This window comes from Tepidimonas sp. (assembly GCF_046292505.1).
Classification (GTDB): domain Bacteria; phylum Pseudomonadota; class Gammaproteobacteria; order Burkholderiales; family Burkholderiaceae_C; genus Tepidimonas.
On the sequence record NZ_JBKBQX010000001.1, the window covers coordinates 78,636 to 101,529 of the forward strand.

The window sequence follows — 22,894 nt, forward strand, 5'->3', positions numbered from 1 at the left end:
CCGGGCTCAGCCGGCGATGCGGCGCATCGTGCACATCAGCTCGGCCTCGCAGGCGATCTCGTCGCCGACGCGGGCCACGCCCTTGAACTTGAAGATGCCGGCCTTCATGCGCTCCAGCGTCACGTCCATCACGAGCTGGTCGCCCGGCTCCACCGGCCGCTTGAAGCGCGCGCCGTCGATGCCGGCGAAGTAATACACCGTCTGGTCGTCCGGCGTCACCTCCAGCGTGGCAAAGGCCAGCAGCGCTGCCGTCTGCGCCAGCGCCTCCAGCATCAGCACGCCCGGAAACACCGGGCGATGCGGAAAGTGCCCGGTGAACACCGGCTCGTTGATGGTGACGTTCTTCAGCGCGCGGATCGAGGCGCCTTGGTGCAGCTCCAGCACCCGGTCCACCAGCAGGATCGGGTAGCGGTGCGGCAGTTGCTTGAGAATCTGGTGGATGTCCATCATGGGGTCGTGCGTCGTTCCAGGGCCTTGAGGCGCTCGCGCAGCGCGTGCAGCTGGCGCAGCGTCGCGGCGTTCTTCTCCCAGGCGCGATTGTCGTCGATCGGGAAGATGCCGCTGTACTGCCCCGGCTGCTGAATCGAGCGCATCACCACCGACGCCGCCGAGATGTGCACGTGGTCCGCGAGTTCCAGGTGGCCGAGCACGATGGCCCCGCCACCCAGCGTGCAGAACGCCCCGATGCGCGCCGAGCCGGCGATGCCGACGCAGCCGGCCATCGCGGTGTGACGCCCCACGTGCACGTTGTGGCCGATCTGGATCAGATTGTCGAGCTTGACGCCGTCTTCCAGCACCGTGTCACCAAGCGCGCCGCGGTCGATGCAGCAGTTGGCGCCGATCTCCACGTCGTCGCCGATGCGCACGGCGCCGAGCTGCTCGATCTTCTCCCAGCGTCTGCCCTCGCCGCCGGGCAGCGGCACCGGCGCGAAGCCAAAGCCGTCGGCGCCGATCACCGTGCCGCCGTGCACCAGGCCGCGCGCACCGATGCGGCAGTCATACCCGAGCACGACGTGGGGCCCGAGCCGCGTGCCGGCGCCGACGTGCGCGCGCGCCTGCACCACCGCATGCGCACCCAGCTCGGCATCCTCCTCGACCACCGCGCCCTCCTCCACCACCGCGAAGGGGCCGAGCCGCGCCGTCGGGTGCACGCGCGCACCCGGCGCCACCCAGGCGGTCGGGTGCACCCCGCAAGGTGCCGGGCGCGGCTGCACGTGCGCGCGCCACCATTGTGTCAAGCAGGCGAAAGTGTGGTAAGGATCCGGGCTTTCCCAACACGCCCAGCCGCCGGCAGGCGGCTCGGGACGGGCCAGGACATCCGCGACCAGATCGGGCGGCGCGATCACCACTCCAGCCCGCGAACCGGCCAACGCCGCGCGGTAACGTGGATGGGCGACGAAGGACATGGCATCCTCCCCAGCCTCGGCCAGCGGCGCGATGCGTGCCACGACCCGATCGCCCGCGCCATGCAAAACGCCGCCCAGGGCGGCGCGCAGGTCGGTCAGGCGAGCGCTCACTTGGCGTTGTTCAGCCCCGAAATCACCTTGTCGGTGATGTCGTGGCGCGGGGCGATGTAAACCGCTTCCTGGAGGATCAGATCGTACTTTTCGGTCTCGGCGATCTGCTTGATCACACGGTTGGCGCGTTCGATGACCTGCTGCAGCTCTTCGTTGCGGCGCTGGGCGAGGTCCTCCTGGAATTCGCGCCGGCGGCGTTGAAAGTCGCGATCCAGTTCGGCCAGTTGGCGCTGGCGCGTCGCGCGCTGCGATTCGGACAACGTCGGCGCGTCTTTTTCGAGCTTTTCGGTCGCTTGGCGCAACTGGTTGCCCAGGGCGTCGATCTCACGCTCCCGGCGCGAGAACTCCTGCTCCAGGCGGGTCTGGGCGGCCTTGGCCGCGTTGGAGTCACGCAAGATGCGTTCGGTGCTCACGAAGCCGATCTTGAGATCCTGGGCAAGCGCCGCGGTGGAGGCTGCGGCAACGGCCACGGCAAGCACCCAGCGGGCGCCCCAGGTCCGGGTCATGTGTTTCATCAGAAAGCGGTACCGATCGAGAATTGGACGGTCTGCGTCTTGTCGCCGGCCTGCTTGCGCAGCGGCTTGGCGAACGCGATTCTAAGCGGGCCGACTGGCGAAATCCAGCTCACGCCGATGCCTGCGGAGGCGCGCAGATCAGACAACGAGAACTTCTGATCCGGCGCGTAGACGTTGCCGACATCGAAAAAGCCGAACATGCGCAAGGTGCGGTCGTTGCCCGCGCCGGGGAAGGGCGTGATCAGCTCGGTGTTGAGCAGCACCATTTTGTTGCCGCCCAGATAGGCCTTGTCGGTGCTGTTGGTCAGCGCGCTCTGCAGGCCCAGCGTGCCCTGCTCGAAGCCGCGCACCGACCCCAGACCGCCGCCGTAGAAATACTTGAACAGCGGGACGGGCTTGCCGCTCAGGCCCTTGGCCCAGCCGGCCTCCGCGTTGAAAGCCAGAGTGAACTTGCGGTTCAGCGGGATGTACTGCTGGTATTGGGCGCTGGCTTTGACGTAGCGGGTATCGCCGGCGATGCCGACCTCGCCGTTGACGCGCTTGAGGGTGCCCTGGGTTGGCACGAGGGCGCTGTCGCGTTCGTCGCGCGCCCAGCCGATCGTCAACGGCACCGATGTCGGCGAGCTGCCGAAGTCGCGGATGAAGTCGTTGTAGGCCACGGGCATGCGGTCGCCCGGCTCGATCTTCGTCTTTTCGATGCCGATGCCGAAGAACACCGTGTCGGTCTCGGTGAAGGGCACGCCGAAGCGGATGCTCGCCCCCGGCGTCACCAGACGGTAGTCGCCCTCCTGGGCATCGAGCGGACGGGTCGTGCGGTAGTACACGTCCAACGTGCGCGAGATGCCGTCCTCGGTGAAATACGGGTTGGTCGTGCTGAGCACGAACTGCCGGTTGAACTTGCTGGTGTTGACGTTGAGCCCGAGGTAGTTGCCCGTGCCAAAGACGTTCTCCTGCTGAATACCGGCCAGCAGCGAGAGCTTTTCGGCCTGCGAGTAACCCGCGCCCACCGTGAGGTTGCCGGTCGGTTTTTCGACCACCGTCAGGACGAGGTCCACCTGATCCGGTGCGCCGGGCACCTCTTGGGTGTCGATGCGCACCTCGGTGAAAAAGCCCAAGCGGTCCACCCGGTCGCGCGACAGACGAATTTTGTCGCTGTCGTACCAGGCCGACTCGAGCTGGCGGAATTCGCGCCGGATGACTTCGTCGCGGGTGCGGTTGTTGCCTTCGATCTGAATGCGGCGCACATACGCCCGCCGCGACGGTTGCCCGCGCAGCACGAGGGCGACGCGGTTGCGCTCGCGGTCGATCTCGGGCACGGCCTCGACGCGCGCGAAGGCATAGCCAAACGCCCCGTAATAGTCGGTGAAGGCCTTGACGGTCTCGGCCACCTGTTCGGCGTTGTAGGCCTGCCCAGGCTGGATGCGCACGAGCGACTGGAACTCGGCCTCCTTGCCCAGATAGTCCCCCTCCAGCCGCACCGCGGATACCGCGTAGCGCTGGCCTTCGGTGATGTTGATGGTCAGCGTCAGCGTGGACTTGTCCGGCGACAGCGCCACCTGGGTGGAGTCGATGTTGAACTCCAGGTAACCGCGCGTCAGGTAGTACGAGCGCAGCGTCTCCAGATCGGCGTTGAGCTTGGCGCGCGAATAGCGGTCGCTCTTGGTGTACCAGCTCAGCCAACCGCCAGTGTCGAGGTCGAACAGGTCCAGCAGCGTCTTTTCGGGGAAGGCCTGCGCGCCGACGATGCGGATCTCGCGGATCTTGGTGACGTCGCCCTCGACGACGTTGAAGTTGAAGTTGACGCGGTTGCGCTCGATCGGCGTGACGGTGGTCGTCACCTGCACCGCGTACATGCTGCGGTTGAGGTACTGGCGCTTGAGTTCCTGCTCCGCGCGGTCGGCGAGCGCCCGGTCGAACGGCCGCCCCTCCGTCAGCCCGATGTCGCGCAGTGCCTTGCGCAGCACCTCGTTGTCGAACTCCTTGACCCCGGTGAAGCTGACGTCGGCCACCGTCGGGCGCTCCTCGACGATGACCACCAGCACGTCACCATCGACCTGCAGCCGCACGTCCGAAAACAGCCCCAAGCCGAACAGCGCGCGAATCGCCGCGGCGCCCTGCTCGTCCGAATAGGTATCGCCCACGCGGAACGGCAGCGACGCGAACACCGTGCCCGGCTCGACCCGCTGCAGGCCTTCGACGCGGATGTCACGGACGGTGAAGGGATTGACGGCCCAGGCCGGCAGGGCGGTGGCCAGCGTCGCCAGCAGGACGCCGGCGCGCACGCGCCAGGAGCGCTCGTGAGATGGTTTCATGCGGTGCGGGTCTGCCCGGGGTCAGCCGAGCAATCGGGCAAGATCGTTGAAGATGGCCAGCGACATCAGGGCGACGAGCAGGGCCACGCCCCCTCGCTGCAGCCGGTCCATCCACACCTCGGACGGCGGCCGGCCGGCCACCGCCTCCCAAAGATAATACATCAGGTGCCCCCCATCCAGGACGGGCAGCGGCAGCAGGTTGAGCACGCCCAGGCTCACGCTCACCAAGGCCAAAAACGTCAGAAACGGGATCCACCCCAGGCTGGCGGACTGCCCGGCGTAGTCGGCAATCGTCAGGGGGCCGCTCAGGTTGCGCAGCGAAGCCTCGCCGATCAGCATCTTGCCCAGCATCTGCAGCGACAGGACGGACACCTCCCAGGTGCGGCGCAGCCCCTCGCCCAGGGCGTCCAACACCCCATGCTCGACCACCGTCATCGCGGGGGCCGCGCCCACCATGGCGCCCACCCGGCCCACCCAGGCATCGCCTTGCTGCTGCGGGCGTGGTGTGACCGTCACCTCTTGCACGGCCCCGTCGCGCTCGATGCGCCAGCGCTGGGGCCGTGCTTGGCCGCGCTCGTCCACGGCAGAGCGGATGCGCGCGCGCAGTTGCTGGGCATCGACCATGATCTCGCCATCGACCGCCAGCACGCGATCGCCCGGGCGCAGGCCCGCCGCAGCAGCGGCGCCATCCGGCATGACCTCGCCAAGCTGCGGCGCCGACCACGGGGCCACGATGCCTATGCGCTCGAACAGGCGTGCATCGACGTCGTGCACATCCAGGGTGGACAGCGGCAGCGTGACCTCACGCCCCGGGGACTGCGGTCCGTCGCCGAGCCACAGCCGCAGATCTTGACCCTCCAACGCCGCCTGCGTCAGCCGCCAGCGCAGTTCGTCGAAGGAGCGCACCGCCTGTGGGGCCTCGTCGGCCGTGGCGGCAGCGCTCACCCATTCACCGCCGCGGATGCCGACCCGCTCGGCCAGCGAAGCCGCGGTCGGGCTGGCGAGCACGGGCTGCGCCTGCGGCACCCCCCACCACGCCACGAAGGCATAGAGCGCGACCGCCAACAGCAGATTGGCGGCCGGCCCGGCCGCCACGATGGCCGCCCGACGGCGCAGCGGCTGCGCATTGAAGGCCAGGTGTCGCTGCGCGGCCGCCACCGGCGCCTCCCGCTCGTCGAGCATGCGCACATAGCCGCCCAGAGGCAAGGCCGCGACGACGAACTCGGTGCCCCGGCGGTTGCGCCACGTCAACAGCGGCCGGCCCAAGCCGATCGAAAACCGCAGCACCGGCACCCCGCAGGCCACCGCCATGCGGTAGTGCCCCCACTCGTGCACGGCGATCAGGACGGCGATCGCGACCAGAAACGACAAAACGGTAATCATCGGGTGTCTTCCATGGGGTCGCGCAGACGGCCACGCCTTCAGTGCCGCGCCAACCCCCGAACGCGCTCGATGGCCCGCGCCCGCGCCTCCCGGTCGATGGCCAGCAGGTCGTCCAGCGACCCCGGTTTGGAGGGGACGAAGGCTTCCAGCGTTCCGTGGTTGACCGCGTGGATATGGTCGAAGCGCAGCCGCCCGGACAGGAAAGCGTCGACCGCCACCTCGTTGGCGGCATTCAGCACGGCGGTCGTGCCTGCCGGGGCGCGCAGCGCCTCCCAGGCGAGGAACAGGCCGGGAAAGCGCCGTGGGTCCGGCGGCTCGAACGTCAACGCGCCCAGCGTCGCGAAGTCGAGGGGCTCGGCCCCCGATGCGATGCGCTCCGGCCAACTCAGCCCGTAGGCGATGGGCACGCGCATGTCCGGCGTGCCGAGCTGCGCCACGACGGAGCGGTCGCGGTACTGGACCATCGAGTGCACCACGCTCTGCGGATGGATGACCACGTCGATCTGCTCCGGCGCAAAGCCGAACAGGTAGCGCGCCTCGATGACCTCCAACGCCTTGTTCATCATCGTCGCCGAATCGACCGAGATCTTGCGCCCCATGACCCAGTTGGGGTGGGCGCAGGCCTCTTGCGGCGTGACCGTGGCCAGCGTCGCGGGATCGCGCTGCCGAAACGGCCCGCCCGAGGCGGTCAGCACGATTTTCTCGACCCGCTCGGCCCAGGTCTCGGGATGCTCGGGCAGGGCTTGGAAGATCGCCGAGTGCTCGCTGTCGATCGGCAACAGCCGTGCCCCACCGGCGCGCACGGCGGCCAGAAACACCTCGCCCCCGACGACCAACGCCTCTTTGTTGGCCAGCAGCAGGCGCTTGCCCGCATGGGCCGCCGCCAGACAGGGGGCGAGTCCCGCCGCTCCGACGATGGCCGCCATGACGGTATCGACCTCGGGGTGCGCGGCCATCTCGTTCAGCCCGGCCGGCCCGCCCAGCGCCTGCGTGGACAGGCCACGCTGGCGCAGGCCGGCCGCCAGTTCATCGAGCCGGGACGCGCCAATCACCGCCCAGCGGGGACGGAAGCGCTCGCACAGCGCCAGCAGCGCATCGACCTGCCGCTCGGCGCTCAGGGCCACGACCTCGAAGCGGTCCGGGTGGCGGGCCACCACGTCGAGCGTGTTGGTCCCGATCGAGCCGGTGGCGCCGAGCACCGCGATGCGCTGGCGGGGGGACGAGGCCTCGGTGGGGATGGCGGGGGTCATGCGGAATGATCCAAGGGGCCGGAGACGAAAGGCGTTGTGGTCGCCAGGGGTCGGTTCACGCCGCGCTCGCCAGCAGCGCCATCGCCGCCGGCAACACCGGCAGCAGTGCATCGACGCGGTCGAGCACCCCCCCATGACCAGGCAGCAGCGCGCTGGAGTCCTTGACTCCGGCGCTGCGCTTGACGAGCGATTCGAACAAATCTCCGGCGACACTGCCGGCCGTCAACAGCAACAGCGCCGGAATCGCCACCCCCAGCCCGCGCGCAACGAGGATGGGGTACAGCCCCTGCGTGGCCGGCTCCCACACGGCGGCCAGGGCCGTCCAGGCGAAGGCCAGCGCCAAAACGGCCAGCGCGCCGCTGACGACCCCCTCCCAGCTCTTGCCCGGGCTGATGCGCGGCGCGAGCTTGCGCCGGCCAAACGCCTTGCCGCCAAAGTACGCGGCGATGTCCGCCACCCACACCAGAAGCAGCGCGCTCAGCAGCACACCCAGGCCGCGGGCGTGCAGGCTGACGAGCGCCCACCACGCGCCCGCCAGAGCCAACCAGCCCAAGGGCAGCCGCAGCGCGACGGGCCAACGCCCCCAAGCCTCCACCCCTTGCCGCAAAGCCAGCACCAGCACGGCGGCCCACAGCGCAGTGATGCCCCACCAAACCATCGCCGGCCAGGGCGCATCGCCCCATACCCCCCACGCCAGCCCGAGCACGCCCGTCAGGCCCACACCGCTGACGAGAGCCCCCTTGGGGCCACCGCCGTTCAACCGGGACCACTCCCATCCAGCCGCCCCCATCAACACGCCGGTGACGGCCGCGAACGGCAGCGACCCGGCATACACCATGGCCGGCAACAGCACCAGCAGCAGCGCCACCGCCGTGATCACGCGTTGCAGCAACATGGGGGTATCCTGTTGTGCGGTTGGCCGCGCCTCAGGCCGCCCGCGAGGCCTGCACCTGCTCGGGCGTGCGCCCAAAGCGCCGCTGGCGCTGCGCATACGCCGCCAAGGCGCGGTCGTACTCCGCTTCGTCAAAGGCGGGCCAGAGGCGGTCGGTGAAAAACAGCTCGCTGTAGGCGATCTGCCAGAGCAAAAAATTGCTGATGCGCTGTTCCCCCCCCGTGCGGATCACCAGATCCGGATCCGGCACATGGGCCAAGGCCAGGGTCGCCGACAGGGAGGATTCCGTGATCGGCTCGCCGCGCGCTGCGAGCGCCTGCGCGGCCTGCACGATGTCCCACCGCCCGCCGTAGTTGAAGCACACGTTGAGCACCAGCCGATCGTTGCCGGCGGTTCGGCGCTGCGCCTGGGCAATGCCTTCCACCAGCGCGGAGGGCAGCCCCTCGCGCGAGCCGGGCACATGCAAGCGCACGCCGGCCTCGTCCAGCCGGGGGACCTCATCCATCAGGGCCTGGACCATCAGGCGCAGGATGGCGCCGACCTCATCCTGGGGACGGTTCCAGTTTTCTGACGAGAACGCGAACACGGTCAGCACCCGGACACCGCGCTGCACGCTCCAGCCGATCACGCGGCGCAGCGTCTCCATGCCCGCGCGGTGTCCGGCCACGCGAGGCAGCAGCCGTTGGCGCGCCCAGCGGCCATTGCCGTCCATGACGATGGCCACGTGGTGCGGCACCCGGCCCGTGACGTCGGGGGCGGCGCCGGGGGCCGCGGCGGGAGTGACGGACATGCAGCCCGCCTCAGATGGCCATGATGTCGGCTTCCTTGGCCGCCACCATCTTGTCGACCTCGGCGATCATGCGGTCGGTCAACTTCTGGATGTCGTCCTGCGCGCGACGCTCGTCGTCCTCGGAGGCGAGCTTGTCCTTGACCAGGCGCTTGACGTGTTCGTTGGCGTCGCGGCGCAGGTTGCGGATCGCGACTTTGGCATGCTCGCCTTCGGCCTTGACGACCTTGGTCAGCTCGCGGCGGCGCTCCTCGGTCATCGGCGGAATCGGCACGCGGATCAGATCGCCGTGCGAGGCCGGGTTGAGACCCAGATCGGACTCGCGGATCGCCTTTTCGATCTTGGCGCCCATGCCCTTTTCCCACGGTGCCACACCGATGGTGCGCGCATCGAGCAGCGACAGATTGGCCACCTGACTGATCGGCAGCATGCTGCCGTAGTACTCGACCTGCACGGTGTCCAGCAGCGCCGGGTTGGCGCGGCCCGTGCGCACCTTGGCCAGGCTGCTGCGCAGCGCCTCCAGCGACTGCTGCATCTTTTGTTCGGCGGTTTTCTTGATGTCGGGGATGCTGCTCATCGATTGACCTCTCGTTGTCTCAGACGTGCACCAGTGTGCCCTCATCCTCGCCCTGCACCACGCGCTTGAGCGCACCGGGCTTGAAGATGGAGAACACGCGCACCGGCAGGTTCTGGTCACGGCACAGCGCAAAAGCCGTCGCATCCATCACCTGCAGTTGGCGCACCATGGCTTCGTCAAAGCTGATGCGCTGGTAGCGGGTGGCGTTCGGGTCTTTTTTGGGGTCGGCGGTGTAGACACCGTCCACCTTGGTGGCCTTGAGCACGATCTCGGCGCCGATTTCGGCGCCGCGCAGGGCCGCGGCGGTGTCGGTGGTGAAGAATGGGTTGCCGGTGCCGGCGGCAAAGACCACCACCTTGCCCTCTTCCAGATACTGCAGCGCCTTGGGGCGCACATAGGGCTCGACCACCTGGTCGATCGCGATGGCCGACATGACGCGCGCCTTGGTGCCGCTGCGCTCCAGCGCGTCGCCAATGGCCAGCGCATTCATGACCGTGGCCAGCATGCCCATGTAATCGGCCGTGGCGCGATCCATCCCCACCGCCCCGCCAGCCACGCCGCGGAACAGGTTGCCACCGCCGATCACGATGGCCACCTGCACACCCAGGCGACTGACCTCGGTGACCTCGGCCACGATGCGCTCGATCGTGCCGCGGTGGATGCCGAAGGCCTCGTCGCCCATCAGGGCTTCACCGGAGAGCTTGAGGAGGATGCGCTGCAATGCGGGCATGGCGGGACTCGCTACCTTGGAAGGATTGTACGGGGGACGGGTTGCGACGAGGCGGGCTGCAAAAACGGCCGACCCCTGGACAGGAGCCGGCCGTTCGGAAGGGGGAGGCGCCGGTCAGGCCTTTTGCGCCGCAGCGACCTGGGCCGCCACTTCGGCCGCGAAGTCGTCCTGCTTCTTCTCGATGCCCTCACCCACCACGTAGAGCGTGAAGCCCTTGACGGTGGTGTTGGCGCCCTTCAGGTACTGAGCCACGGTTTGTTTGCCGTCGGCGGCCTTGACGAACACCTGATCCAGCAGCGACACCTCCTTGAGGTACTTCTGCACGGCACCCTCCACCATCTTGGCGATGATCTCGGCGGGCTTGCCCGACTCGGCGGCCTTCTGTTCGGCGATCGAGCGCTCCTTAGCCACCAGCTCGGCCGGCACGTCGGCCGACGAGGTCGCCACCGGCTTCATCGCGGCGATGTGCATGGCCACGTCCTTGGCCGCCACGGCATCGCCGTCAAACTCGACCATCACGCCGATGCGCACGCCGTGCAGGTAGGTGGCCAGTTGACCACCGCCCGAGTAGCGCTTGAAGCGGCGGATCGTCATGTTCTCGCCGATCTTGCCGATCAGGCCTTTGCGCACGTCCTCGACGGTCGGGCCGAAACCTTCCATCGACAGCGGCAGGGCGGACAGGGCCGCCACATCGGCGGGGTCATTTTCGGCCACCAGCTTGGCCAGCGCGGCGCAAAAGCCGGCAAACAGCTCGTTCTTGGAGACGAAGTCGGTCTCGCAGTTGACCTCGATCAGCGCACCGGTGTTGCCGGCGATGTGCGAGGCGACCACGCCCTCGGCGGTGACGCGGCTGGCGGCCTTGCCGGCCTTGTTGCCGAGCTTGACGCGCAGGATTTCCTCGGCCTTCTCCATGTTGCCGTCGGCCTCGGTCAGGGCCTTCTTGCACTCCATCATAGGGGCGTCGGTCTTGGCGCGGAGTTCCGCGACCATGCTAGCGGTGATAGCTGCCATCGTATTGCTCCTGTGGGCGGCGCGCCGCCCGAATGTAATTCCGGGTATGTGTCCGCACGGTGACAAAAAAGGGGCACGCAGCCCCTTCGTTCACCGCGCGGCTGGGGCTCAGGCTTCCTCGACCTCGACGAACTCGTCGTCGCCGGCGCGCGCGGCCTGCACGACGTTGTTCACGGCGGCGTTGCGACCTTCCAGCACGGCATCGGCGATGCCGCGGGCATAGATGGCGACCGCCTTGGCGGAGTCATCGTTGCCCGGAATCACGTAATCGATGCCTTCCGGCGAGTGGTTGGTGTCCACCACACCGATCACGGGGATGCCCAGCTTCTTGGCCTCGGCCACGGCGATCTTGTGGTAGCCGACGTCGATCACGAAGATCGCATCCGGCAACGCCGCCATGTCCTGGATACCGCCGATGTCTTTCTCGAGCTTTTCGATCTCGCGATTGAACAGCAGCTGCTCTTTCTTGGACATGCTGTCCAGGCCGGCTTCTTTTTGGGCCTGCATGTCCTTCAGGCGCTTGATGGAGGTTTTGACCGTCTTGAAGTTGGTCAGCATGCCGCCCAGCCAGCGCTGCTCGACGTAGGGCATGCCGGCGCGGCGCGCCTCGGCGGCCACGATGTCACGCGACTGGCGCTTGGTGCCCACCATCAGCACCGTGCCGCCGTTGGCGGTGAGCTGACGCACGAACTTGCGGGCTTCCTCGAACAGCGGGACCGTCTTTTCGAGGTTGATGATGTGAATCTTGTTGCGATGGCCGAAAATGAACGGGGCCATCTTGGGGTTCCAGAAGCGCGTCTGGTGCCCGAAATGGACACCGGCTTCCAGCATTTCGCGCATGGAAATGGACATGATCGTCTTTCGTTCCTGAGGTTGGGTCTAAAGCCGGCCCGGATCGGCTGGCGGAATACCCCGCCATGACCGACACCTGGAAGGGCCGTCTCGCGATTGGTTTTGCATCCGTTCCTGGCGGGAGGTGCGATCTGCAAAACCTGTAGATTATAGCCCGATGCCGGGCTCGGCGCCCGATTGCTCTCTCAGACCCACCTCCCCCTATACTGCGGACGCATGGAGCGCATCGTACCGATCGGCGACGGCACCGAGGGCGCGGCGCCGGGGTCGGCCCGCCGCTGGCCCCTGTACGGCAGCGCCGCGTCGAGAACGATCGAGCGGCAGGCCGCCGAGGGACTGCCCCCGCACACGCTGATGCAACGCGCCGGCCGGGCGGTGGCACGGCTGGCGCGCGCTTGGCGCCCCCACGCACGGCGCGTGTTGGTGGTCACGGGGGGCGGCAACAACGGCGGGGACGGGTGGTTGGCCGCCGCCCTGCTGCAGCGCCATCTGCGCGGTATCCCGGGTGCCGGCGTACAGGTCTGGCCGCTGGGCCCCACCGCCCGGATGCCGGACGACGCCCGCTGGGCGTGGTCCGAAGCCCGCGCCGCCGGGGTCGAGATCATCGATGCCCCCACGCCATCGGCCACGCCGGCCGATCTGATCATCGACGCGGTCTTTGGCCTGGGGCTGTCGCGCCCCGTGGACGGGCCGGCGCGGGAAGCCCTGCGCTGGCTGCACGCCTGCCGAGTGCCCAGCCTGTGCGTGGACCTGCCCAGCGGGCTGGACGCGGACACCGGGCGCTGGTGGATCGATGCGCCGCCGCAGCCCGGCGCGCCCCGCATCACCCTCTCGCTGCTGACCCTCAAACCCGGCTTGTTCACGGGGCTGGGCCGCTCCTGCGCGGGCGAGGCGATGTGGTTCGACGACCTGGGCGTGGCCCCGGCCCCGCACCACGCCCCCGATGCCTGGCTGGCCACGCCCGCCCGTTGGCCGGATGTGCCGGCATTGCGTCGGGCGCACGACAGCCACAAGGGCAGCCGGGGGGATGTCGTCGTCGTTGGCGGCCAGTTGCCGAGCGCCGGTCACGGCGTCGGTATGGCCGGCGCCGCCGTGCTGGCGGCGCGCGCCGCCTTGCGCGCGGGCGCCGGACGGGTGTACCTGGGGCTGCTGAACGGCGAGGCGAACCTGCCGCCTTGGGATGGCGGTCAACCCGCGCTGATGCTGCGCACCGCCCAGGCCGTGCTGGCATCCGCGCTGCCGGAACAGGCGGTGGTGGTCGCCGGCTGCGGCGGTGGCGCATCGATGGCCGAGGTGCTGCCCGCGCTGCTGGCCCGCGCGCCGCGTTTGGTGCTCGACGCCGACGCGCTCAACGCGCTTGGGCCCGCGGCACGCGAGGGCAGTCCCAGCCAGTCGACACCGGACGCCCCCTGGGCACGGCGGCGTGCCGCGGGCTGGCGCACCGTCCTCACCCCTCACCCGCTGGAGGCTGCCCGCCTGCTCGGCACCGATGTGGCCAGCGTGCAGGCCGACCGATTGGGTGCGGCCCAGGCACTGGCGCACCGGCTCGGCGCCATCGTCGTGCTCAAGGGCAGTGGCACGGTCATCGCGGCGCCGGACGCGGCCCCCATCGTCAATGCCAGCGGCGATGGCCTGCTGGCCAGCGCGGGCACCGGGGATGTGCTGGCGGGCCTGATCGGGGCCCGGCTGGCCCACGGTAACGCGGGCGATCCGTCCGCCGCCATCGCCGAGGCGGTGGCCGCCCACGGTCGGCTGACCCAGCGCTGGACAGGCGCATGGGCGCCGACCGCCACCGATCTGCTCGACTGAACGACGCCCGAAGGACGCCACACTATGCCCATCGACGACCGCGACCTGCCCCGCTGCGAGGCCAACCATGTGCCGCTGACGCCGTTGTCTTTTTTGGACCGCACGGCGGAGTTGTATCCCGATCGACTGGCCATCGTGCACGGGCTGGGCGAGACGGCGCTGCGCCAGACTTGGAGCGAGACGCGCACCCGCTGCCGCCGGCTGGCCAGCGCCCTGCGCCAAGCCGGCATCGACCGCCAGGACACGGTGGCGGCCCTGCTGCCCAACACGCCGCCCATGGTGGAAGCCCACTTTGGCGTGCCGATGGCGGGCGCGGTGCTCAACACCCTCAACACCCGGCTGGACCCGGAAGCCATCGCCTTCATGCTCGACCACGGCGAGGCGCGCGCGGTGCTGGTGGACCCGGAGTTTGCCGCGCTGCTGGCGCGCGCCCTGCCCTTGCGCCAACGGAGCGATCCGCTGTTGGTGATCCAAACGCAGGATGCGAGCTTCGGCGCGCCGACGGCCGCGCTGGAGGCCGTGGACTACGAGGCCTTTCTGGCCGGTGGTGATCCGGATTTCGCGGGGGTGATGCCGCTCGACGAATGGGATGCGATCGCCCTCAACTACACCAGCGGCACCACGGGCAACCCCAAAGGCGTGCTCTACCACCACCGGGGGGCCGCGCTCAATGCGCTGTCCAACATCCTGGAGTGGGACATGCCCAAGCATCCCGTCTATTTGTGGACACTGCCGCTCTTTCACTGCAATGGCTGGTGCTTCCCCTGGACACTGGCGGCGCGCGCGGGCGTCAACGTCTGCCTGCGCCGCGTGGAGGCGGCGACGGTGTTCGACCTGATGCGGGCGCACGGCGTGACCCATTACTGCGGCGCACCAATCGTGCACGCCATGCTGGCCCACGCCCCCGAAGCGCTCAAGGCCGGGCTGCAGCGCGGCATCCGGGGCATGGTCGCCGCGTCGGCACCACCGGCGACATTGCTGGAAGCGATGGAGCGCATGGGCATCGAGCTGACCCACGTCTATGGCCTGACCGAGGTCTACGGCCCCGCCACGGTCTGCGCAGCGCAGGCCGGCTGGGCCGAGCTGCCCATCGAGGAGCGGGCCCGCCTGAACGCGCGCCAGGGCGTGCGCTACCACCTGCAGCACGAGGCGCGGGTGCTCGATCCGGACACCTTGCAGCCCGTGCCCTGGGACGGCGAAACCATGGGCGAGATCATGTTCCGTGGCAACATCGTCATGAAGGGCTATCTCAAAAACCCGCAGGCGACGGCGCAAGCCTTCGCGGGCGGCTGGTTCCACACGGGCGATCTGGCGGTGCAGTACCCGGACGGCTACATCAAAATCAAGGACCGCAGCAAGGACATCATCATTTCGGGCGGTGAGAACATCTCGTCCATCGAGGTGGAGGACGTGCTCTACCGCCACCCCGCGGTGCAGGCAGCGGCTGTCGTGGCCAAGCCCGATCCCCGCTGGGGCGAGACGCCCTGCGCCTTCATCGAGCTGAAAGAAGGCGCCGAGGTCACAGCCGAGGCCATCATCGCGCACTGCCGGGCGCATTTGGCGGGCTTCAAGGTCCCGCGGGCGGTCGTGTTTGGCGAATTGCCCAAGACCAGCACGGGCAAGATCCAGAAGTTCGAGCTGCGCAAGCGGGCCGGGTCGGTGCAGGCAATCGACGTCTGAACCCGGCCGCGCTCAGGGATCCGGCGCCCCGGCAACAAGGTTTGCGCCCCCGTCCCCCACGGCCTGCGGAGCAGAGCTGCCGCGCCGCTCGCGCCGCCACGCCCAGGGGGGCTGCGGATCGGGCTGCGCCCACAGTCCCAGCCGACTGGTGCGCGCCAGGGTTTCGGCCATCGCATAGCGCCAGCGTTCGGTCAGGGGTTGTTCCCGCGCGTGGGCGGTGTAGTGCCAGGCCAGTCCCTGCTCGACGACCCACAGGGCAAGGTCCTGCGGCTGGGCATCGCCGGGCAGCCACAGCACGGCCAGGGTGCGGCCATACCGGTCGCGGCCACGGGGCTCCAGGGTCACCGCGCGGCCCAGGGCGCGTTCGCGGACGGCCTCGCGCGCCTGCGGACCGTACGGCTGCTCCAGTTCCGGCGCATCGATGGTGGCCAACCGAACCGCGTACACACGGCCACTGGCGTCGCGCACGCGCACCGTGTCCCCGTCGTGCACCGACACCACGGTCACGGCGCGCGCGGCGGCTTCGGACGGCGGACCGGACGGCCCGGGCCCGCCGCAGGCGGCCAAACCCAGTGCAAAGGCCACCGCCAGCCACAGGCGCTTCGTCATAGCTGGGGCCGCAGTTCGAGCGCCGCCTCGTGCAGCAACGGCAGCAGTTCCCGCTCCACGGCGCCGTCGCGCAGGCGGTTCTGGGACAGCACGGCGTTGAGGGCGGCGACGGTGCGGCCTTGCATGTCGCGCAGGGGCACCGCGACGGCGTGCACGCCCAGCTCGTGCTCCTCGCTGCAAACGCAATGGTCCGTCTGCCGCACCTGCTGGACGATGCGCCGCAACGCCTTCGGCTCGGTCACGGTGTAGGGAGTCAGACGCGGCAAGCTGCCGGTGACTGCGCTGCGTTCCGTCAGCCATTGCGCCAGCGCGGGCCGCGCCAGGGCCGCCAGCAGCACACGGCCGGTGGACGTGGCATGGGCGGGCAGGCGCGCACCCAGGTGCAGCCCATGCGCCGTCCAGCGCGCCCGGGCCCGGGCCGCGGACGGATCGCCCAGCGACGCCCCTTGCCAGTCGCCGACGCCCTCGGCCGGGGGCGCGACGCTGCGGGCGACGACGACCACTGCTTCGCCGTCGAGCACGGCCACCGAGAAGGACTCGCGCGCCTGCGCCGCCAGCCGGTTGAGCACCGGCTGCACCGCGCGCGGCAGGCGCGCCGACGCCAGATAGCTGCCCGAAAAGCGCAGCACCTTGGGCGAGAGCCAGAAGTAGTGCCCATCGGTCTCCAGATAACCCAGATGGGCCAGCGTGAGCAGATGGCGGCGTGCGGCCGCGCGCGTCAGGCCGGCGCGCTGCGCGGCCAGTGTCGCATTGAGGCGTTGGCGCTCGGTGTCGAAGCTCTCCAGCACCGCCAGGCCTTTGGCCAGCCCGGCGATGTAGTCCGCAGCGGCGATATCCATGACGCAACGATACCCGATTCGACCGCTGCATGCGCAATTTTGCGCGGTGATCGCACCACTTGCACGATCAGCGTGCAATCGATGCCGGGCGAGATCGCGCGGGACACGCGCGGCGCCTAGCATGACCGCGTCACGGATTCCTCGAGGAGACTGCCCCTATGCGCACCCAAGTCGTCATCGTCGGTGCAGGCCCATCCGGGCTGCTGCTCGGCCAATTGCTGCACAAGGCCGGCATCGACAACGTCATCGTCGAGCGCCAAAGCGCCGACTATGTTCTGGGTCGCATTCGCGCCGGCGTGTTGGAGCAGGTGGCGGTGGACGTGCTCGACGAAGCCGGGGTGGGCCAGCGCATGCACGCCGAGGGCCTGCCGCACAGTGGCTTTGATCTGCTGTTCAAGGGGGCGCGCCACCGCATCGACCTGGCGGGCCTGACCGGCGGCAAAAAGGTGCTGGTCTATGGCCAGACCGAGGTGACGCGCGATCTGATGGCCGCGCGCGCCGCCAGCGGACAGACGACCGTGTACGAGGCCGCCCACGTGGCCATCCACGGCTTCGACGGCGCACACCCCCACGTGACCTACGAAAAGGACGGGCAGACCCTGCGCATCGACGCCGACTTCATCGCCGGCTGCGACGGCTTTCACGGGGTGTGTCGCGCCAGCGTGCCGCGCAGCGCCATCACCGAGTACGAAAAGGTCTACCCCTTTGGCTGGCTGGGCCTGCTGTCGGACACACCGCCGGTGCACGAAGAGCTGATTTACGTCAACAGCCCGCGTGGGTTTGCCCTGTGCTCCATGCGCAGCCGCACGCGCAGCCGCTACTACCTGCAGGTGCCGCTGTCAGACACGGTGGACAGTTGGTCGGACGCGGCGTTCTGGGACGAACTGCGTCGCCGCCTCGACCCCGCCGCGGCCGAGGCGCTGGTCACCGGCCCGTCGATCGAAAAGAGCATCGCCCCGCTGCGCAGTTTCGTCAGCGAGCCGATGCGCTTCGGCCGGCTGCTGCTGGCCGGCGACGCCGCCCACATCGTGCCGCCGACCGGGGCCAAGGGGCTCAACCTCGCCGCCACCGACGTCAAATATTTGGCCGATGCGCTGATCGAACACTTCCACGAGCGCTCGGACGCCGGAATCGAGGGCTATTCGGAGCGCTGCCTCAAGCGCATTTGGCGCGCGGAACGGTTCTCGTGGTGGTTCACCAGCCTGATGCACCGCTTCCCCGGTGAGGGCGAGATCGCGCAGAAATTCCAGGACGCCGAGTTGGACTACCTGATTCACAGCGAGGCCGGCGCGCGCACCATCGCCGAAAACTACGTCGGCCTGCCGCTGGACTTTGGTTTGCGGCGCGCCTGACGCCCCACCCCCGCCGCGCTGCGGGGCGCGGATGACTCGCTGGACTCGCCTCCCGTGACCCGTGGGGGCAAGCCGGTGTGCTGGGTCAGCAGCCGGCCTTTGGCCGGCTGGGAGGTGCGGCTCGGCGCCGCCGCCGCCCGCGGCCGCCCACCGGGCGGGGTGGAGTTCGCCCGGCGTGGGCTCAGATAGCCCCCGTCCGTCAACGGCTGGTAGGTAGGAACGAGGTGATGCTTGCCGTTGCCGATGAGATCGGCGCGGCCCATGCGCTTGAGCGCCTCGCGCAGCAGCGGCCAGTTGTTGGGGTCGTGGTAGCGCAAAAACGCCTTGTGCAAGCGCCGGCGTTTTTCGCCCTTGACGACGTCCACCGACTCGGCCCGCTCGTCGCGGTGAATGCCTTTGAGCGGGTTGAGCCCGGTGTGGTACATGGCCGTGGCCGTGGCCATGGGGCTCGGGTAGAAGGTTTGCACCTGGTCGGCGCGAAAGCCGTTTTTCTTCAGCCACAGCGCCAGGTGCATCATGTCCTCGTCGCTGGTGCCGGGGTGCGCGGCGATGAAGTATGGGATCAGGTACTGCTCTTTGCCCGCTTCGGCGCTGAACTGGTCAAACAACTGCTTGAAGCGGTCGTAGCTGCCGATGCCCGGCTTCATCATCTTGGACAGCGGGCCGGGCTCGGTGTGCTCGGGCGCGATCTTGAGGTAGCCGCCCACATGGTGCTGCACCAGTTCCCGGACGTACTCGGGGCTTTTCACCGCCAGGTCGTAGCGCAGGCCGGAGCCGATGAGGATTTTCTTGATGCCGGGCAGCGAGCGGGCACGGCGATAGATGCGGATCAGGGGGCCGTGGTCGGTGCTGAGGTTGGCGCAGATGCCGGGATAAACGCAGCTCGGCTTGCGGCAGGCGGCCTCGATCTCGGGGCTTTTACAACCCAGGCGATACATGTTGGCCGTGGGGCCGCCCAAATCCGAAATGACGCCGGTGAAGCCCACGACCTTGTCGCGGATCTCCTCCACCTCTTTGATGATGGAGTCCTCGGAGCGGCTCTGAATGATGCGGCCCTCGTGCTCGGTGATGGAGCAGAAGGTGCAGCCGCCGAAGCAGCCGCGCATGATGTTGACCGAGAAGCGAATCATTTCCCACGCCGGGATTTTGGTCGGGCCGTCGTGGCGGCCGCGCTCGTCGGCGTAGGCCGGGTGCGGGCTGCGGGCGTAGGGCAGGCCGAATACCCAGTCCATCTCGGCCGTGGTCAGGGGAATGGGCGGTGGGTTGATCCACACGTCGCGGGCGGTCGGTCCGCTGCCGTGGGCCTGCACCAGCGCACGGGCGTTGCCGGGGTTGGTCTCCAGGTGCAGCACGCGGTTGGCATGGGCGTAGAGCACCGGGTCGGCCTTGACCTGCTCGTAGCTGGGCAGGCGGATGACGGTGCGCTCGCGTGGCGGGCGGCCCCGATGCGGCAAGGCCGGATTGGCCAGGAAGCGCAGCGGTTGCGCCTGCCCAGCTTGCGCGGCTTGCGCCTTCTGGCCCGCGGCACGGCCCACCGCCATGTCCGGCGCGGCCTGGGCCTCATGCGCTGCGGCCTGCGCTTCTTCTTCCCGCGCGCAGGTCTGGCCTTGGGCCTTGGCCTGCTCCGACACCATCAGGTACGGGTTGACATGCGCATCCACCCGGCCGGGCTGGTCCACCTCGGTGGAGTCGATCTCGAACCAGCCCTCGGGCGTGCTGCGCCGCACGAAGGCGGTGCCGCGCACGTCGGTGATGGACTCGATCGGCTCGCGCCGGGCCAGGCGGTGGGCCACCTCCACCAAGGCGCGCTCGGCGTTGCCGTACAGCAGCAGGTCGCATTTGCTGTCGAGCACGATGGAGCGGCGCACCGTCTCGCTCCAGTAGTCGTAGTGGGCGATGCGGCGCAAGCTGCCCTCGATGCCGCCCAGGATGATGGGCACGTCCTTGTACGCCTCGCGGCAGCGCTGGCTGTAGACGATGGCGGCGCGATCCGGCCGTCGGCCGCCCTGCCCGCCCGGGGTGTAGGCGTCGTCGGAGCGGATCTTGCGGTCGGCCGTGTAGCGGTTGATCATGGAGTCCATGTTGCCCGCCGTCACGCCCCAGAACAGATTGGGCTTGCCCAGGGCCTTGAAGGCTTCGGCGCTGTGCCAGTCGGGCTGGGCGATGATGCCCACGCGAAAGCCCTGCGCCTCCAGCACGCGGCCGATCACGGCCATGCCAAAGCTCGGGTGGTCCACATAGGCGTCGCCGGTGACCAGGATGACGTCGCACGAATCCCAGCCCAGCGCCTCCATCTCGGCGCGGCTCATGGGCAGGAAGGGGGCCACCCCGAAGCGCTTGGCCCAGTACGGCTTGTAGCTGGTCAGCGGCTTGGCGTGACGCGGGAAGAAAGAGACGTCGACCGGGGCATTCATGGGGGCAGGCGTCCACAGAAAAACCGTGCAGTGTACGCCGGCGGGGGAAGCACCGTAACCCGGTGCGACGAGCGGCCTCGCTGGGAACAGGGGGACTGGGGCGGCGCGCCCGGCTCGCGGCGCCCCGTGCGGTGCAGTGGTCATGCGCCGGTGTCCCCGAACGCGTGCCGCAGCGCCCGTGCCGCGTCCTGGTGCGCGCGCAGCGCCTCCGGGATCGCGCGGCCCATCTTGATGAACTCGTGCGTCACGCCGCGGTAGATCTCCAGGTCCACGGCGACACCGGCCATGCGCAGGGCATCGGCGAGCAGAATGCCTTCGTCGACCAGGGGATCGCACTCCGCCAAGCCGATCCAGGCCGGCGCCACATGGTCGAAGTCGGGGGCCAGCAGCGGGGCAAAGCGCCAGTCCTCCCGCTGGCTGTCGTCCAGGTAGTGGCGGAAGAACCACTGAATGGTCTCGGCCTCCAGCAGAAAACCGTGACCGAAGCGGCGGTGCGACGGCGTGTCCTGCCATGCCGAACATCCCGGGTAGAACAGCAGCTGCAGCGCCAGCGGCCAGCCGGCGTCGCGCGCCTGCAGGGCCGTCACCACCGCCAGGGTGCCACCGGCGCTGTCGCCCCCGACGGCGATGCGCCCCGGATCCAGCCCCAGCCCCGCAGCGGCCCCGCGCAGCCAGGCCAGGGCATCGAAGGCGTCGTGCACCGCCGTCGGGAAGCGGTGCTCCGGCGCCAGGCGGTAATCCAGCGACAGCACGGCGCAGCCGGCCAGATGCGCCAGGTGCCGGCACAGGGGCGCGTGCGTGCGCACGCTGCCCACCGTAAAGCCCCCGCCGTGCAGATAGAGCAGCACCGGCGGCGGTGTGGCGTGCGGCGGCCGATGCGGCACGACAAGTTCGGCCGCCAGCCGCGCACCGCCGCGGGCGGGGATCGCCAGAGACTCCACCCGCGCCATGCGATGCGGCGGCAGGTCCAGCACATTGGCGCCCGCCTCGTAAAAGGCCCGCGCCTGCTCGGGCGTCAGGGCATGCAGGGGCGGCCGCCCCGCGCGGGCCATGCGATCCAACACCCCGCGCATGGCAGGGGTCAGCAATTGGCGGGGATGGGTGTGCGTCATGGGGCGGATTGTCGCGCGCGAGCCAGGCCGTCACCGCTGGCTCGCGCTACAGTCCGGCCCACCACCCCATGATGAGGAGACTCCCCCGTGGCCGAAATCCGCTACCTCACCACCATCCAGATCGAATCCGGTGCGCTGCGCCTGTTGCGCAGCGAGTGTGCTCGTGTGGGGATCGCCCGCCCGCTGATCGTGACCGATGCCGGCGTGCGCGCGGCCGGTCTGCTGGAGCGCGCGGTGGCAGCCCTGGGGGACGGCGGCCCCACCCTGCCCCACGCCGTCTACGACGGCACGCCCTCCAACCCGACCGAGGCGGCCGTGCGCGCGGCCGCCTCGGTCTATCGCGAGGTGGGCTGCGACGGGCTGATCGCGCTCGGTGGCGGAAGCGCCATCGACTGCGCCAAGGGCGTGGCGATCGCCGTGGCGCATGACGGGCCGCTCAAGACCTACGCCACCATCGAGGGCGGCTCGCCGCGCATCACGGACCGGGTGCCGCCCCTGATCGCGGTGCCGACGACGGCGGGCACCGGCAGCGAGGTGGCGCGCGGCGCGATCCTGATCGTCGACGACGGGCGCAAGCTCGGCTTTCACAGCTGGCACCTGCTGCCCCGCGCTGCGATCCTGGACCCCGACCTGACCCTGGGCCTGCCGCCGCGGCTGACCGCGGCCACGGGCATGGACGCCATCGCGCACTGCATCGAGACGTTCTTGGCGCCGGCCTTCAATCCGCCGGCGGACGGCATTGCCCTGGACGGGCTGGAGCGCGGCTGGGCCCACATCGAGCGCGCCACGCGCGACGGACAGGACCGCGAAGCGCGGCTGCAGATGATGAGCGCCAGCATGCAGGGGGCCATGGCGTTTCAGAAGGGTCTGGGCTGCGTGCACTCGCTCAGCCACAGCCTCGGGGGGCTGAACCCCGCCCTGCACCACGGCACGCTCAATGCCGTCTTTTTGCCGGCGGTGATCGCCTTCAACGCCGGGGCCGAGAGCGTGCAGCGCGAGCGCCGGCTGCAGCGCATGGCGCGAGTGATGGGGCTGGCGGGTCCGGACGACATCGGCCCGGCCATCCGCGCGCTCAACGCCCGGCTGGGCCTGCCCGCCGGGCTGGGCGACATGGGGGTGACGCCGGCGATGTTCGAGCGCATCATCGACGGGGCGATGGCCGACCACTGCCACAAGACCAACCCGCGGCTGGCCACCCGCGACGACTACCGCGCGATGCTCGAAGCGTCGATGTGACCGGTTCCCGGGGGAGG

The 22,894-nt window shown here is 69.4% G+C and carries 20 protein-coding genes; 4 read left to right on the forward strand and 16 right to left on the reverse strand.

Going from position 1 to position 22,894, the window contains the following annotated elements:
* Nucleotides 1–6: 6 nt before the first annotated feature.
* From fabZ to rpsB, 12 genes are all read right to left on the reverse strand, one after another.
* Entirely contained in the window at nt 7–450 is a 444-nt protein-coding gene (gene fabZ, locus ACK4TH_RS00320; protein ID WP_409621014.1) for a 3-hydroxyacyl-ACP dehydratase FabZ, read from the reverse strand.
* A complete protein-coding gene (lpxD, locus tag ACK4TH_RS00325; protein WP_409621017.1) occupies nt 447–1,517 on the reverse strand; it encodes a UDP-3-O-(3-hydroxymyristoyl)glucosamine N-acyltransferase in 1,071 nt (356 codons plus the stop codon). Before lpxD ends, fabZ begins: the two co-directional genes overlap by 4 nt.
* Complete coding sequence (locus ACK4TH_RS00330; protein ID WP_409621020.1) at nt 1,514–2,032, reverse strand: OmpH family outer membrane protein; 519 nt, start codon at nt 2,030–2,032, stop codon at nt 1,514–1,516. The genes lpxD and ACK4TH_RS00330 overlap by 4 nt, the downstream gene beginning before the upstream one ends.
* Complete coding sequence (gene bamA / locus ACK4TH_RS00335) at nt 2,032–4,344, reverse strand: outer membrane protein assembly factor BamA (protein WP_409621023.1); 2,313 nt, start codon at nt 4,342–4,344, stop codon at nt 2,032–2,034. The genes ACK4TH_RS00330 and bamA overlap by 1 nt, the downstream gene beginning before the upstream one ends.
* A 21-nt stretch (nt 4,345–4,365) precedes the next feature.
* Nucleotides 4,366–5,727: an RIP metalloprotease RseP gene (gene rseP, locus ACK4TH_RS00340; RefSeq protein WP_409621026.1), complete on the reverse strand. Its 1,362-nt coding sequence runs from the start codon at nt 5,725–5,727 to the stop codon at nt 4,366–4,368.
* Nucleotides 5,728–5,765: 38 nt separating this feature from the next.
* The gene (gene dxr, locus ACK4TH_RS00345; protein ID WP_409621028.1) at nt 5,766–6,977 is read right to left on the reverse strand and encodes a 1-deoxy-D-xylulose-5-phosphate reductoisomerase; all 1,212 of its coding nucleotides are present in this window, start codon (nt 6,975–6,977) and stop codon (nt 5,766–5,768) included.
* 55 nt (nt 6,978–7,032) lie between these two features.
* Nucleotides 7,033–7,872 (reverse strand): phosphatidate cytidylyltransferase, encoded by an 840-nt coding sequence (locus ACK4TH_RS00350; RefSeq protein ID WP_409621031.1) that lies wholly within the window; start codon nt 7,870–7,872, stop codon nt 7,033–7,035.
* Nucleotides 7,873–7,903: 31 nt separating this feature from the next.
* Complete coding sequence (gene uppS, locus ACK4TH_RS00355) at nt 7,904–8,659, reverse strand: polyprenyl diphosphate synthase (protein WP_409621033.1); 756 nt, start codon at nt 8,657–8,659, stop codon at nt 7,904–7,906.
* A 10-nt stretch (nt 8,660–8,669) separates the two neighbouring features.
* Entirely contained in the window at nt 8,670–9,233 is a 564-nt protein-coding gene (gene frr, locus ACK4TH_RS00360) for a ribosome recycling factor (RefSeq protein ID WP_409621036.1), read from the reverse strand.
* Nucleotides 9,234–9,252: 19 nt separating this feature from the next.
* Nucleotides 9,253–9,963, reverse strand: a complete 711-nt coding sequence (gene pyrH, locus ACK4TH_RS00365) for a UMP kinase (protein WP_143968113.1) — start codon at nt 9,961–9,963, stop codon at nt 9,253–9,255.
* Nucleotides 9,964–10,077: 114 nt separating this feature from the next.
* A complete protein-coding gene (gene tsf, locus ACK4TH_RS00370) occupies nt 10,078–10,974 on the reverse strand; it encodes a translation elongation factor Ts (RefSeq protein WP_409621039.1) in 897 nt (298 codons plus the stop codon).
* A 108-nt stretch (nt 10,975–11,082) separates the two neighbouring features.
* On the reverse strand, nt 11,083–11,826 hold the full coding sequence (gene rpsB / locus ACK4TH_RS00375) for a 30S ribosomal protein S2 (protein ID WP_409621042.1): 744 nt from the start codon (nt 11,824–11,826) through the stop codon (nt 11,083–11,085).
* Nucleotides 11,827–12,042: 216 nt separating this feature from the next.
* Here rpsB and ACK4TH_RS00380 point away from each other — a divergent pair, with 216 nt between their 5' ends.
* Together ACK4TH_RS00380 and ACK4TH_RS00385 are read left to right on the forward strand one after the other, a co-directional pair.
* Nucleotides 12,043–13,635 (forward strand): NAD(P)H-hydrate dehydratase, encoded by a 1,593-nt coding sequence (locus ACK4TH_RS00380; protein ID WP_409621045.1) that lies wholly within the window; start codon nt 12,043–12,045, stop codon nt 13,633–13,635.
* 24 nt (nt 13,636–13,659) lie between these two features.
* A complete protein-coding gene (locus ACK4TH_RS00385; protein ID WP_409621048.1) occupies nt 13,660–15,315 on the forward strand; it encodes an acyl-CoA synthetase in 1,656 nt (551 codons plus the stop codon).
* A gap of 12 nt (nt 15,316–15,327) precedes the next feature.
* Here ACK4TH_RS00385 and ACK4TH_RS00390 read toward each other — a convergent pair whose 3' ends face one another.
* Together ACK4TH_RS00390 and ACK4TH_RS00395 are read right to left on the reverse strand one after the other, a co-directional pair.
* On the reverse strand, nt 15,328–15,924 hold the full coding sequence (locus ACK4TH_RS00390) for a thermonuclease family protein (protein ID WP_409621051.1): 597 nt from the start codon (nt 15,922–15,924) through the stop codon (nt 15,328–15,330).
* Complete coding sequence (locus ACK4TH_RS00395; RefSeq protein WP_409621054.1) at nt 15,921–16,763, reverse strand: IclR family transcriptional regulator C-terminal domain-containing protein; 843 nt, start codon at nt 16,761–16,763, stop codon at nt 15,921–15,923. Before ACK4TH_RS00395 ends, ACK4TH_RS00390 begins: the two co-directional genes overlap by 4 nt.
* Before the next feature lie 158 nt (nt 16,764–16,921).
* Between ACK4TH_RS00395 and pobA the strand changes: the two genes are divergently transcribed.
* Nucleotides 16,922–18,115 carry a 4-hydroxybenzoate 3-monooxygenase gene (gene pobA, locus ACK4TH_RS00400; protein WP_409621057.1) on the forward strand — a complete coding sequence of 398 codons (1,194 nt, stop codon included), beginning with the start codon at nt 16,922–16,924 and terminating at the stop codon, nt 18,113–18,115.
* Here the strand turns inward: pobA and ACK4TH_RS00405 are convergent.
* The gene (locus ACK4TH_RS00405; RefSeq protein WP_409621060.1) at nt 18,073–20,529 is read right to left on the reverse strand and encodes a YgiQ family radical SAM protein; all 2,457 of its coding nucleotides are present in this window, start codon (nt 20,527–20,529) and stop codon (nt 18,073–18,075) included. The genes pobA and ACK4TH_RS00405 overlap by 43 nt on opposite strands.
* 140 nt (nt 20,530–20,669) lie before the next feature.
* Nucleotides 20,670–21,641 carry an alpha/beta hydrolase gene (locus tag ACK4TH_RS00410; RefSeq protein WP_409621063.1) on the reverse strand — a complete coding sequence of 324 codons (972 nt, stop codon included), beginning with the start codon at nt 21,639–21,641 and terminating at the stop codon, nt 20,670–20,672.
* Between the two features lie 87 nt (nt 21,642–21,728).
* Here ACK4TH_RS00410 and ACK4TH_RS00415 point away from each other — a divergent pair, with 87 nt between their 5' ends.
* Nucleotides 21,729–22,877: an iron-containing alcohol dehydrogenase gene (locus ACK4TH_RS00415; RefSeq protein ID WP_409621066.1), complete on the forward strand. Its 1,149-nt coding sequence runs from the start codon at nt 21,729–21,731 to the stop codon at nt 22,875–22,877.
* Nucleotides 22,878–22,894 lie beyond the last annotated feature (17 nt).